General features: G+C 66.4%; 13 protein-coding genes and 1 pseudogene. 3 read left to right on the forward strand and 11 right to left on the reverse strand.

Features of this window, described 5'->3' with window-relative positions; translation table 11 throughout:
- Positions 1–22 precede the first annotated feature (22 nt).
- Positions 23–853, forward strand: coding sequence for a FadR/GntR family transcriptional regulator (locus tag N4S67_RS05325; RefSeq protein WP_260991850.1), 831 nt, complete (start codon positions 23–25; stop codon positions 851–853).
- Here the strand turns inward: N4S67_RS05325 and N4S67_RS05330 are convergent.
- The 6 genes and pseudogenes from N4S67_RS05330 to N4S67_RS05360 all read right to left on the reverse strand — a co-directional run bounded on the left by N4S67_RS05330 (position 839) and on the right by N4S67_RS05360 (position 5276).
- Positions 839–1837, reverse strand: coding sequence for an alpha-ketoacid dehydrogenase subunit beta (locus tag N4S67_RS05330; protein ID WP_260991851.1), 999 nt, complete (start codon positions 1835–1837; stop codon positions 839–841). The two genes, N4S67_RS05325 and N4S67_RS05330, sit on opposite strands and share 15 nt — an antisense overlap.
- Positions 1837–2843: pseudogene (locus tag N4S67_RS05340) on the reverse strand (thiamine pyrophosphate-dependent dehydrogenase E1 component subunit alpha). The gene N4S67_RS05330 and the pseudogene N4S67_RS05340 overlap by 1 nt, the downstream one beginning before the upstream one ends.
- Positions 2844–2846: 3 nt before the next feature.
- Entirely contained in the window at positions 2847–3287 is a 441-nt protein-coding gene (locus N4S67_RS05345; RefSeq protein ID WP_260991853.1) for a hypothetical protein, read from the reverse strand.
- A 9-nt stretch (positions 3288–3296) separates the two neighbouring features.
- The gene (locus tag N4S67_RS05350; protein ID WP_260991854.1) at positions 3297–3536 is read right to left on the reverse strand and encodes a biotin/lipoyl-containing protein; all 240 of its coding nucleotides are present in this window, start codon (positions 3534–3536) and stop codon (positions 3297–3299) included.
- Positions 3537–3552: 16 nt separating this feature from the next.
- Positions 3553–4395: a fumarylacetoacetate hydrolase family protein gene (locus N4S67_RS05355; RefSeq protein ID WP_260991855.1), complete on the reverse strand. Its 843-nt coding sequence runs from the start codon at positions 4393–4395 to the stop codon at positions 3553–3555.
- Positions 4392–5276, reverse strand: coding sequence for a BKACE family enzyme (locus N4S67_RS05360; RefSeq protein ID WP_260991856.1), 885 nt, complete (start codon positions 5274–5276; stop codon positions 4392–4394). Before N4S67_RS05360 ends, N4S67_RS05355 begins: the two co-directional genes overlap by 4 nt.
- Before the next feature lie 100 nt (positions 5277–5376).
- Here N4S67_RS05360 and N4S67_RS05365 point away from each other — a divergent pair, with 100 nt between their 5' ends.
- A complete protein-coding gene (locus N4S67_RS05365) occupies positions 5377–6651 on the forward strand; it encodes an alpha/beta hydrolase family protein (protein ID WP_260991857.1) in 1275 nt (424 codons plus the stop codon).
- Position 6652: 1 nt separating this feature from the next.
- Entirely contained in the window at positions 6653–8161 is a 1509-nt protein-coding gene (locus N4S67_RS05370) for an AMP-binding protein (protein WP_260991858.1), read from the forward strand.
- Between the two features lie 2 nt (positions 8162–8163).
- On the opposite strand, the gene N4S67_RS05375 is transcribed toward N4S67_RS05370, so the two are convergent.
- The 5 genes from N4S67_RS05375 to N4S67_RS05395 are packed head-to-tail and all read right to left on the reverse strand — an operon-like array spanning position 8164 to position 12883.
- Positions 8164–9171 (reverse strand): LLM class F420-dependent oxidoreductase, encoded by a 1008-nt coding sequence (locus N4S67_RS05375; protein ID WP_260992068.1) that lies wholly within the window; start codon positions 9169–9171, stop codon positions 8164–8166.
- A gap of 11 nt (positions 9172–9182) precedes the next feature.
- The gene (locus N4S67_RS05380) at positions 9183–10319 is read right to left on the reverse strand and encodes an FAD-dependent monooxygenase (protein WP_260991859.1); all 1137 of its coding nucleotides are present in this window, start codon (positions 10317–10319) and stop codon (positions 9183–9185) included.
- A 10-nt stretch (positions 10320–10329) separates the two neighbouring features.
- Complete coding sequence (locus tag N4S67_RS05385; RefSeq protein ID WP_260991860.1) at positions 10330–11112, reverse strand: EthD domain-containing protein; 783 nt, start codon at positions 11110–11112, stop codon at positions 10330–10332.
- Complete coding sequence (locus tag N4S67_RS05390) at positions 11109–11717, reverse strand: 2-oxo acid dehydrogenase subunit E2 (protein WP_260991861.1); 609 nt, start codon at positions 11715–11717, stop codon at positions 11109–11111. The genes N4S67_RS05385 and N4S67_RS05390 overlap by 4 nt, the downstream gene beginning before the upstream one ends.
- Positions 11714–12883, reverse strand: coding sequence for an FAD-dependent oxidoreductase (locus N4S67_RS05395; protein WP_260991862.1), 1170 nt, complete (start codon positions 12881–12883; stop codon positions 11714–11716). The genes N4S67_RS05390 and N4S67_RS05395 overlap by 4 nt, the downstream gene beginning before the upstream one ends.
- Positions 12884–12962 lie beyond the last annotated feature (79 nt).

Here is a 12962-nt window from a genome sequence, read left to right on the forward strand (position 1 = left end):
CGACTACCAGAGCGGAGAAGCGATGGCGGCTAGGCGCTCACCCCCGGTCGCCCTACCGACAGCGACCCGAGCGGTCAAGGCGGTCGACGGTGTCATCGACTCCTTGCGACAGGACATCGTTTCTCAGCGCTTGACGCAAGGTTCGCGGCTGCCGAACGAACGCGAGTTGGCCGCGCACTACGGCGTCAGCCAGCCGACCGTCCGGGAAGCGGTGCGGGCCCTTGCCGCCATCGGACTGGTCGAAGTGCGACACGGCAGTGGCGCCTATGTTCGGGGCGACAGCGATTATCTGGTCAACACCGCGCTGCAGATCCTGATGCAGATGAAGGACGTCGGGCTCCTCGAAGCGCTCGACGTGCGGACGGCGCTGGGACTCCAGTCCGCCGAGGCGGCCGCGGCCAAAGCCACCGAAGATGACCTCGACCGGCTCGAAGAGACGTACGACTTCCTGGAGTCCGTCACGAAGCTGCGCACCCACGACGCCCTGATCCAGAAGGTCGCCGGCTTCCAGATCGGAGTCTCACAAGCCGGTCACAACGAGCTGGCCACCGCGATCGAATCCGTACTGGTTTCGCTCATCATGCAGATGCAGTTCAAGGTGTTGCGTACCAGGGGAATTCGCTACTGGCAACAACGGACCACCGAATTTCAGCCGGATCGCCGCAGAATCCTCGACGCCCTACGCGCCCACCATCCGAGCCGCGCCCGCAAGGCTATGGCCGACTATCTGGACCACCAGCGCAGGTACTTCACCGACGACCCGGAGCTGGCCCAGCTGCGTCTGTCCGACCCGCGGGTGGCCCAGCTGTTCGGTGAGTTCACCGACGACGGTGCGGACTTATCGAGGAGCTGACCCGACACAGCCGTTGCGCAGCGCCAAATCGCGTGCTGCGCACACGATGTCGGCGGCGCTCGGATACAACGGCTTCTCCATGGCGGGACTGAACGGCGCATGGACGTCGGGTGCGGTGAGACGACGTACCGGGGCACACAAGGCGTCGTGCGCATGCTCGGCCACGACCGCGGCGATCTCGGCCGCGGCCCCACAGGTACGGGGCGCCGGGTCCACCACGAGCAAGTGCCCGGTCTTCTGCACCGAACGCACGATGGTGTCGGTGTCGAGTGGCGAGAGCGTGCGCGGATCGATGAGCTCCACCGAGATACCTTGTGCTGTCAGTTCTTCGGTCGCTTGCTTGGCCAGGTGGACCGCCCCCGCGATCGCCACCACCGTGACGTCGCCGCCCTCTCGGACGACATTCGCCACGCCGAGCGGTATCGAGTAGGGCTCGTCGGGCACCTCCTCCTTGCGCGCCCACAGGGTGGCATCTTCGAAAACCAGTACCGGATCGTTGCACGCGACGGCCGCCCGCAGAAGCCCCTTCGCCTCGTAGGGACTCGACGGCACGGCGATGTTCAGGCCGGGCACACCCATGAACATCGCATACGGCCGATCGGAATGGTGTGCAGCTGAGGATGCTCCGTACCACATGCTCGCCCTGAACACGACCGGGATGGTGGCTTGGCCGCCGAACATATAGCGGTTCTTCGCGGCCTGGTTCACCAACTGATCCATAGCCAGGTACATGAACGTCGCGTAGCTGTAGTCGACGATCGGCCGCAGTCCGGTCATCGCCGCGCCGATCGCCACCCCAGTGAAGCCGGCTTCGGAGATCGGCAGGTTCAGCACCCGCTGCAGGCCGAACTCATCGACGAAGCCCGGGGCCGTCCCATAGAGGTTGGCGCGAACATCTTCGCCCATCACGATCACCCGATCGTCCTCACGCAGGGCTTCGCGCTGCGCGGCGGCGATCGCCGCCAGATAGTTCATCCGCGCCATCAGCGCGCACCTCCTGAGATGAGAACGGCACGATCGGCGTAGACGTCGTCGAACGCCGCAGAGGGTTCGGGCATGGGACTGTTCAGCGCGAAGTCGACGCTGTCGGCGATCTCGGCAGTTACCACCTCGTCGAGAGCTGCGATGTCGTCATCACCGACGCCGGAAGCTCGAAGATGCTGCCGCGCAATCTCAAGCGGGTCCCGAGCCCGCCACGAGGCGATCTCGTCGGCGTCACGAGTCGCGCCGGCATACGCGTCGCGGAAGCGCAGACCTTCGGAGTGATCGCGGTAGCGGTAGGTCATCACTTCGATCAGCGTGCCGCCCTCCCCTGAGCGCGCCCGTCGCACCGCCTCGGCGACCACGTCGTGGACGACCGTGACGTCCTGACCGTCCTCGACCCGGATGCCGGGAAGCCCGAAACCCGCCGCCGCTCCGCGATCCGGGTCTGTCTGGTGACTTCGGCCAGCGGTGTCAGTGAGGCGTACTGGTTGTTCTCGCAGAGGAAGATCATCGGCAGGTCCCATACCGCCGCCATGTTCAGGCACTCGTAGAGCACCCCCTGGTTGGCCCCGCCGTCTCCGAAGAACGCCAGCGCCACCCGCTCGTTGCCGGTGATCTTCGCGGTGAGCGCCGCGCCGGTGGCGACCGGCACCCCGCCGGCGATGATCGCGCTCTCTCCCAGGGATCCCACGCTGAAGTCGGCCAGATGCATGGAACCGCCTTTGCCTCGGCAGACGCCGGTGGCGCGGCCGAGGAGCTCGGCCATCAGACCGCGCAGCGGCGCGTTCTTGCCGATCGGGTGGCCGTGTGACCTGTGATTGCCGGTGATGTAGTCACCGTCGTGCAGCGCCATGCACGACCCGACGATCTGCGCCTCCTGTCCGATGCTCAGGTGAATGGAGCCGGGCAGCTCTCCGCGCGCCGCCATGGCTTGCACGGTCTCCTCGAACAGCCGGATGCGCAGCATCCTTCGGTACATCTCGGTCAGCACACCAGCGTCTGCCATGTGTCATTCCCTTCCGGAATAAGGTTCGGCCGCTTCGGATCCCTCGGCGACGATGAAGTCCGGCCGCCCGCTGTAGACGGCGATGAAGCGCGACCCCTCGCTGCCGGAACGCATCGGGCCCCAGTACGCCCCGGCGTCCTCGAAGTGGAAGAAGCCGGGCAGGCACAGGCGCGGCTCGTCTTCGCCCACCAGCCAGGAACCTTCGAGTAGCAGATGGCACACCGCGCTGCTGTGCGCATGCCGCGGCACCAGGGTGTGCGGCGGGTGTTTGATGAGGTAGAACCAGGGGCCCCGGTCGTCGCCCGGCCGACCCAGATACTTACCGAGATTCCCGATCGAAGCGGATACCGCGTTGCCGAACCCGTAGAGTTCGGACACCGGAACCCATTCCAGTTCCTGCTCGTAGACGTCGAACGTCGACGGCTTGGCCGTGTTGTCGCGCATAGTGATTCGTTAGTCCGTCTCAATCACCGCGAGAACGCCGCGCACCTCGACTACCGCGCCGACGTCGGCCAGCACCTCGACAAGCGTTCCACTGGCCGGGGACTCCAGCGTTTCGTTGACCTTGGCCGTCTCGATCTCGACGAGTTCTTCACCTTCGGCGATCGGTTCTCCGACCTCCTTGAGCCAGAGGACGACTTCACCTTCTGTCATGCCCATTCCCCATTGCGGCAGCCGCACTTCCACGCGCACCGGTCACTTCCTTTCGCTAGACGACGACAGTTCGTTGGGTGCCGAGCCCGGTGATGCCGAGTTCGATGACGTCACCACGGTTCAGGTAGCTCCCGTCGGCGCGGCCGAGCGCCACACCCGCAGGAGTGCCGGTGTTGATCAGGTCACCGGGCTCGAGCACCATGAACTGCGACAGGTAGCGCACGATCGCGATGACGTCGTGCACCATGAACCGAGTCGACGAGGACTGCCGCTTCTCGCCGTTCACCGTCAGCCACAGCTCGAGGTCCTGCCAGTCGCCGACCTCGTCCGGAGTCGCCAGCACGGGACCGCACGGATTGAAGGTCGGGCACGACTTGCCCTTGACCCATTGCCCTTCGCGCTCCAGCTGGAATGCCCGCTCGCTGACGTCGTTCACTGCGACGAATCCCGCGATCGCCGCGGCGGCGGAGGCATCATCGCGTAGGTGGCTCGACCGGACGCCGATGACCACGCCGAGTTCGACCTCGTAATCCAACTTGGTTCCGCCGACCGGGGAGACGACCGGGTCGAAGGGGCCCGACATGCTGTTCGGCGCCTTCGTGAAGATGACCGGTTCGGTGGTGACCGTGCTGCCGGACTCTGCGGCGTGCTCAGCGTAATTGAGCCCTACACAGAGAATCTGGTGCGGCCTGGCGATGGGCGGGCCGATCCGGATCCCGTCCAGCGGTTGGCTCCGGTCGTAGTCGCTGAGCGTCCGCGCGAGCTCGGAAAGTCCGCCGCCGGCGAAGAACTCGCCGTCGTAATCGGTAAACCGATCCGAGACGTCGACGTAGCTGTCGTCACCGACCAGAACACCAGGGCGTTCCTCACCGGCGGGGCCGACGCGGACCAATCTCATTGTGCGGTCTCGCCGAAGACGATCCGACGAGCCGCCGCGACGTCGGCGACCGGCCTGCCGATGGTCTCCGCCATCTTGACGATGACCTCGACCAACTGCGCATTGCTCTTCGACAGCTCGCCGTCGGGCAGATACGGGTTGTCCTCCCAGCCGACCCGCACATGCCCGCCCATGCCGATGGCCATCGCGGCCAGTGCCCATTGCGTGGACGGATCCATCGTGGAGACGTTCCAATTCACGCCCGTCGGCAGGTGGTCCACGAGATAGGTGAGCGACTTCGGGGTGGGCGGCGTCCATGCGCCGCCGGGCCAACCGAGAAATAGTGTGGCCCAGATGGGTTCATTGAGCAGCTGCATGTCACGGATGAATTGCAAGTTCCAGAACGCTCCGGTGTAGAAGCACTCGATCTCCAGCTTCACGCCGTGCTCTGCCGCCGCTCGGCTGGCCTCCTCCAGCTCGTCGCGCGGGTGCAACGCGTACATCTCGTTGGCGGGCAGGCTCTCGTCCGGTCGGAAGTACTCGTCGTGGACGTTGAATGCGTAGGACATCATGTCGGGCTTCTGCTTCATCAGCCGGATCTTCTCCGGCAACCGCGCACTGGCAATGCCGTACTGGATGATCGGATCGGTCCCGACCGATCTGATCTTGTCGGTGAGGCGCTGCCAACCGTCGTGGTCGATGGTCGACAACCGCTTCCCGTCGGCACCCATCTCGTGCTCGAGGTAGTGGACGCCGTGGTGATGGCAGATCGTCGCCCCCGCGTTCACTGCATCGATGTACTGCTGACCGATGGTCTCGGTGTCCTCGATCGGCGGCATGTGCGGATTGCCCGGATAGGACATCGACGAGTCGCATGTGACGGTGATGATCAAGGGGTCCATCGCGGGTTCTCCGTTCCTAAAGACACCAAGTGACTTGGTGTATGTATAACACCCCGCCGCCGCCCTTGACACGCAAACTAGAGATTGTTTCTATTTTTCGGTGAGCTCCATCGACATGGCCAAGCGCCACTTCAGCCTCTTCACCGACCCATGGCTCGACTTCAACGTCATCCGCTACCTGGGCTACGCCTCCCAGGGGGGTGCCACCGTCGGCGAGGTGCTCGCCATCCTCGCCGACGTCGAGGACGGTGACGTCGAGAGCTGGCACAAGGCCTGGTCGTCGTTCGCTGACCGTCTCGTTGTCGAGGCGCAACGCCTTGCGGCGCAACCGGAGTCGATCATCGACGCGCGTCGGGCCTACCTGCGCGCGGCGAACTACTACCATGCGTCTGACCAATTCCTGCACGGCTTCGACGACCGCAGGGCAGGCGTGTATCAGAAGCTTCGCGCCGCGTTCGGCAAGGTATGCGAACTGGCTTCGCCGCCGGGCAGGCAGCTGGATTATGAATCCGACGGGGTTCGGATGCCGATGTACTTCCTGCCCGGGTCCTCAGAGCCGGAGAAGTACCCGACGGTGATCATGGTGGGTGGCGCCGATGTGGTGTGTGAGGAGAATTTCTTCTACGGCGCCGGTTCACTGCTGGACCGCGGGTACAACGTCGCGCTGATCGAGCTGCCCGGTCAGGTCGGCTCGCTCGCACTCAACGAGGTGTCGAAATACCGGGCCGACACCGAAGTGCCGTTCGCGGCGATGCTCGACGCACTGACCGCACTCGACGGAGTTGATCCCGACAACCTCTGGTGCGTGTGCTTCTCCGCGGGCGGATATTTCGGGCCGCGCGCGGCCGCCCACGACCACCGCGTGCGCGGGTGGGTGTTCGACGCTTCGCTGCACGAGCTCGCGGAGCTCCCCCGGTCCGTCGCGGGTGTCGGCGAAATGCTGGACGGCGGTGCCGATTACGCGACGGTCGACGCCCACATCGAGAGCCTGCGCCACCTGCCCGCGGTCGACTTCTCGTTCCACTGGTGGGGTAGGCGCGGCGGCGACTACACGGAACCGGTCGAGCGCTACAGCCAGATTATCGAGGACATGGCGGCTTTCACCGTGACGCCGGAGATGATCGCGAGGATCTCGGGTCCCGTGCTCCTGGTGTGCGGTACATCGGAACCGCCGGCATGGCGGCAGTTGACCCGGCGGATGTTCCAGCAACTCGCCGTGCCGGACAAAGAATTGGTCGAACTCGGTCCGGAAACCGGCGCCGACGCCCACACGTCGGTCTCCGCGCTCCCGGTCGCCGAGGCGGTGATCCTGCCCTGGCTGCACCGACACGCCGGGCCCGGAGCGCGTCCCACCTCGGGTCCCGGACGGCCCTGACATGCGGCTGATCGACTACCTCGACCGCGGTGCGCTCATCGCCGCCGATGCCGCGTGCGTCATCGACGGCGACCGCAGTCTCACCTACACCGAGGTGGCGACAGCATCGCACCGTATCGGGGGCGGCTTGCGTCGTCACGGTGTCGGCCTCGGCTCCAGAGTGGCTGTGCTGAGTCCTAATTCGGTAGGGGCCTTCCTGGCAGTCCTCGGCGTGCTCCGGTCGCGGGCGACGTGGATTCCGGCCAACGTCCGGGCGACCACCGACGAACTGGCCGAACAACTGCGAATCGCCGAGGCCACAGCGCTGTTCTACGACCCCGCACTGCGCGCCGTGGCCGCCGATCTCCAACGCGCCGTGCCCACACTTCGGTGGACCATCCCGCTCGACGACCTGCCGTACGACGACGAGCCGGTTCCCGATCCACCGGAATCGAGCACGCGCGAGGTCATTCTCGGATTCACGGGCGGTACCACCGGGCGACCCAAGGCGGTGGTCGCCAGCGCACGCAACGTGGTGGCGATGACGACAGCGCTGCTCGCCCACGTCGACATCGGCGACCCCGCTGTATATCTCGCTGCGGCGCCCCTGACCCACGCCGCGGGGATCCTCTGCTTTCCGGTCCTCGCGACCGGTGGCACGATCGTCATCCATCGCGGCGTCGACGTCGCAGAGATCCTCGACACCATCGAGCGCCAGCGGGTCACGTTCCTGTTCCTGCCGCCGACGGTGATCTACATGATGCTCGCCGCGCCGGGGGTCCGCGATCGCGACTACTCCTCTCTGCGCGCGTTCGTTTACGCCGCCGCGCCCATGGCGCCTGAGAAGGTGCGGCAGGCCATCGACGTGTTCGGCCCGTGCATGGTGCAGCTGTACGGGCAATCCGAGGCCGCGATGATCTGCACAGTGATGACCGCCGACGACCATCGCGAGGCGCTCACCCACGCACCGCACCGGCTCGAGTCCTGCGGCCGCCCTTCGGTGGTGGCTCGGGTGGCAGTGATGGATGACGACGGGAACCTGCTGCCCTCCGGCGCAGTCGGCGAGATCGTGGTGCGCGGCCCCCTGGTGATGGAGGGCTACCTAGGCGACCCGGACCCTTCCGTGCGCGCGCACGGCTGGCACCATACGGGCGACATCGGGCGTCTCGATGCCGACGGTTTCGTGTATCTGCTGGACCGCAAGAAGGACATGATCGTCACCGGCGGATTCAATGTCTTCTCCGCCGAGGTCGAAACGGCGGTGCTGACGCATCCGGCGGTCGCCCAGTGCGCCGTCGTCGGAACCCCCGATCCACACTGGGGTGAGGCGGTCACCGCGGTGATCGAGACGCTGCCGGGCGCTGACGTGACGCCCACCGAACTGATCGCGCACTGCAAGGCGTTGCTAAGTGGCGTCAAGTGCCCGAAACGGGTGGAGATCTGGCCGGAGCTACCGCGCAGTGCCGCGGGCAAGATCCTCAAGCGTCAAGTGCGGGAAACGTTCTGGCAGCAGGCTTCCCGCCGCATCTGAAACTACCCGCGAATCACGTCGGCGAGCGCCCGAAGGGTGGGCTCGTCACGCACACCCGCGATCAGCAGTGTGGTGATCGGCGAGTCACGCCACAGTGTCAGCCGGTCTTTGATCCGTTCGATCGGTCCCAACAGGGACGTGGCGTCGGCGAGTTCGTCGGGCACCGCGCGCACGGCCTCCTCCCGTCGGCCGGCCAGGAACAGTTCTTGTACCCGATGCGCCTCCTCGGCGTAGCCGAGTCGGCCGATGAGGTCGAGATGGAAGTTCTGCTCTCTGGCACCCATACCGCCCATGTACAACGTCAGCGGCATCTTCGCGATCTGCAGCGCCATATCCAGGTCGTCGGTCACCACCGTCGTCACCGGCGCCACGATGTCGAAATCGGGATGCCGGTCAGCCAGAGCGTCGCCGTAAACGGACTCGACCATGGACGGATCGAGAAAGAAGGGAATCCAGCCGTCGGCGATCTCCGCCGCCAGCGCGACATTCTTCGGTCCTTCGGCACCGAGATACACCGGGATCCGCGATCGCACCGGGTGCGCAATGGATTTCAGGGACTTGCCCAGGCCGGTTCCGCTGCGGCACGGCAGGGGGTAGTGGGGCCCGTCGTTCGTGACGGGCTGCTCACGTGACCAGACCTGGCGCATGACGTCGACGTACTCGCGGGTGCGGGCCAGCGGTCTGCCGAACGGCTGTCCGTACCAACCCTCCACCACCTGCGGTCCCGAGACACCGACGCCGAGAATCAGGCGCCCGCCTGACAGCCCGTCGAGCGTGAGCGCATGCATCGCCGTCGCGGTGGGTGTGCGTGCCGAGATCTGGGTGACCGCCGTTCCGAGCTTGATCTTCGACGTGCGGGCGCCGTACCAGGCCAGCGGCGTCAGAGCGTCCGAACCATATGCCTCGGCAGTGAAGACGGAGTCATATCCCAGGCGTTCGGCGGCCTGCACCGTCTCGGTGAGGTCCTCCACCGACTTCTGCCAATACCCGACTGTCAAGCCAAGATTCAGATCGTTGGTCATCACGTCACCTCATATCCTGCGGGTCGCGCGAAGCCGGCCACCATTGCCCGGCTGGGGGTCAAGCGCATCGCGGCGTCGCGCAGCCGCGACGAGATCGGTCCATTCATCGCCGCGAGGCGCCCGACGGAGCGGGCTTCGTCGATGACCACGCCTACCCGGGCACGGCGCTCGTCTGCATAGCGACGCAAGCCCGTGTGGGGGTCGTGCGACGATGCCAGCCGCAAAGCCAGCACGACCGCGTCCTCGACGGCCAGGCAGGCGCCCTGCGCGACGTGCGGCGCCATCGCGTGGGCGGCGTCTCCCAACAGCGCGATCCGCCCCGTGACCCAAGACGGCAGCCGCGGGAGGACGAACACGTCGCTGCGGCTGATTGCGTCCGCCGGGGTCGCCTCGATGATTCTGCCCAATGGCTCTGCCCAAGAACCGAACTCCTGCAGCAGGTCGTGCTTCATTTCGTCGCCACGGTCGGGCGCGCCCGCAGGCTGGAACCGGGCGGCGAACCAGTAGACCCGTCCCCGGCCCATCGGGCTCCATCCCGCCCGTGCGCCGCGCCCGAACGCGACGAACGATGTCGCAGGCACGTCGCCGACATCGACGATTCCCCGCCATACGGTCTGCCCGTCGTAGTGCGGGGACACCTGCGGGTGGAGCGTTTTGCGCACCACTGAGTTGATGCCGTCCGCGCCGACGAGGACATCAGCGCGTCTGCGTTTGCCGTCGGCGAACGTCGCCTCAACACCGTCGGCGTCCTGGTGCACGGCCACCACCTCACGCCCGAGGTGTAGCCCGACGGTGCCGAAGCGTTCGAGCAGGATGTCGGAGACGTCGTGACGGTGTACGCACACCGTCGGCAATCCGAAGCGCTCGACGAGCTCGCCGAGTGAGACCCGACTCAGGGTGCGCCCGGTCGCGGTGCGGAACTCGGTGTGCTCACAGGCGCCAGACGCAGCGAGGAGTTGGTCGAGCATGCCGTAGCGCCGGAACAGTTTGAGTGCGTTGGCCCACAGGGTCAGGCCTGCGCCGACGGGCCGCGGCTCTGGATATCGTTCACAGATCTCGACGTCGAAGCCGGCCTCTCGAAGCGCGATTCCGGCGAACAGGCCGCCGATGCCCGCGCCGACGACAAGGATTCTCACGCCCGTGGACCTAGTAGAGGATGCGTTCGACGGCGAACCAGCTCGGCGAGAGGGACCGGTCGGCGAAGGCGTCCTGTCCGGCCCGAAGCGCCTTCGCCGCATCACGACCGGCGGGCGTCGCCAACGCGCGAACCAAATCGTCTCGTAGCCAGACGAATTCGTCGAGCCCGTCGAAACCGTCGGGCTCGGTGCCGCGGACCGTCTTCGACAGGTGTTCGATCGTCGGGTCGTACACGTTGACGTTCTGCACATAGCGCGCGAGGCCGAGATCGGAGGCGACGGATTCGACGAGAGCGGCGTGCTCGGTGCGGTACACACGCTGTGCCTCCTGGCGGTCAGCCCCTGCGGGCACGTACCAGCCGGAGTAGAACTTCAGATACGGACCACCCGGCAGCGCGACCGTGCGACCCGGTCCGCGCTCAACAACGACGTGTTCGGTCGCGAACCAGGACGGGGAGCGCACGAGGTCGGTCATGTGTTTCTCGTCCACCCCAAGCTTGCGCATGGCCTGCTGCGCAGGCTCCGACGACAGCGTCTCGGCCGCGGTGGCGGCATTGAGCCAGTGCACGCCGACTTGGTCGTATCCCAAGGGTGTCTCGGCCCCGTCTCCCCAAAGGTCGTCGTGTAGCAGATAGTCCTCGACCGTGTACGCATGTTCCTTGTGAAGGAGGTCCAGCGCGCGGCGCACGCTCAGCGAGGTCGGCAGATGATGCTCGTCCCAGTACTTGTGCATCTCCCGCCTGCTTACGTGCGGCATCGGCCGGCACGCCGTCAGGAACTTGATCTGGTTCACGCGGTATTCCCTTCGATGTGGTCGACCAACTCGGTGAGAAAGCGTGCGGCGGGCACGCCGTCGGTGACGCGGTGGTCCACGGAAAGGCTGAACCACACGCGGTTCCGCTTGCTCAGCGCTCCCACTGCCAGGATCGCGGCCTGCGGAGGTATCACCAGCGCACGGAACCGCGGGATGCCGTGTCCGCCGAGGTTCGACACGGTGAACGTCGCGGAGTACAACTCCGTGGGGCGCAGCGTGCCTGCCCGCGCGGCGGCCACCAGTCGTCGGCGCTCGCCTCGGATCTCGGCTGGTGTGAGACGGTCTGCACCTCGGACGGCGGGCGCGAGGATGCCGTCCTCGACAGCGATGGCCACCCCGATGTTGATGTCCGCGTGCTCGTTGACGGTCTGAGTGGCCTCGTCGTAGGAGGCGTTGATCCTGCGGTGCCGCGCCAGGGTTCGGGCGACCGCGGTCACGACGATGTCTTCGACGCTGCACCCTGAATCCGCCGCCGTGGCCAGAGCATCCGCCATATCGGCGCGTGCTTCGAGCGTGAACTGCGGCACGGCGGCGCTCGCCGTCATCGTCGCCGCGACCGCACGCCGCAACGCAGAAGCACTCACAGGTAACTCAACTCCTCGCGCAGGGACCGGGTGTAACCAGCCACGAGAAGCCGGCGGGGAATCGATGTGTGGTCCAGTGCGAAGTCTCGCGTGCGCTGCCAGACGGTGTTCGACGAGTGGTAGACCCGGCCGAGAGTTCTTGCGAATGAGGCGGTCCGAGCGGTCCGCGCCTCGCGCTGCTTCTCGAACGCCGCGAATGCGCCTCGCACCTGCTCGGAGTCGGTGAGATCGCGTCCGGATAGGTGCCGGTCGAGGTAGAAGCCGTCTTCGACCGCCATGCCCGCTCCATAGGCGGCGTACGGCGACGTCGGGTGCGCCGCATCACCGAGTACGGTGGCGCGGCCGTGGGACCAGCGCCGCAACCGGGGTCGGTCGACGATCTCGCGCCGCAGGATGCGCTCGGTCGCGGTGGCGGCCAACAGCTCCGGCAGCGGACTGACCCAGCCGGCGAGGATGCGCTCAAGGTGAGTCCTGACCTCACCGGTGAATGGCACTGCGCGCGGCCAGGGTTCGAGCACCCACCACTGCCAGGCCGGCCGACCCCTGTGCAGAATCGGCGACCAGCTGGCCTGCGTGTCGCGGTTGTGGCAGATGCGCCCCACCGTGCGGTCGGGCCCGTCGAGCTCGCAGTAGCCCTGCCAACACACGAACCCGTGATAGGTGAGCGGGCTTTGGCCGTGCAGTGTCCGCCGCACGGCCGAGTTGATACCGTCGGCGCCGATCAAGAGATCGGCCTCGGCGTGGCGACCATCGGCGAAGAACAGCCGGACGCGACTCTCATCCTGGTCGAACCCGACCAGGTGCCGGTCGAGCTCGACGACTCCGTCAGGCATCGCGTCGCACATCCGCTCGTACAGGTCGGGCCGCAGCAGCCCGAAGAACGTTGCCCCAAAGTGCTTTTCGAGCTCAGGAATGGCTGGGAAGTCAGCTCGCACCCGACCGTCATATCTGCTGAACCCCAGTTGCGCCGGAGCGCCGAGTCCCTCGACGTTCACGCCGAGGCGCTGCAGTACGAGAAGGGGCGGCGTCGTCAGGCTCAATCCCGAACCGACGGCGCTCACTTCCGGCCGCCGTTCGTAGACGGTGACATCGTGACCGGAACGATGCAGGGCCAGGGCGGCACTCATCCCTCCGGGCCCCGCACCGACCACTGCGACTCGCGCCATGCCACCGCCTCATCACGAACTAGAGGATTATTCTAATTTGGTTGGTGAGCGTAAGCCGCAACGCCTGCGCCGTCAACGC

The organism is Mycobacterium deserti, from assembly GCF_025345615.1.
Lineage (GTDB): Bacteria > Actinomycetota > Actinomycetes > Mycobacteriales > Mycobacteriaceae > Mycobacterium > Mycobacterium deserti.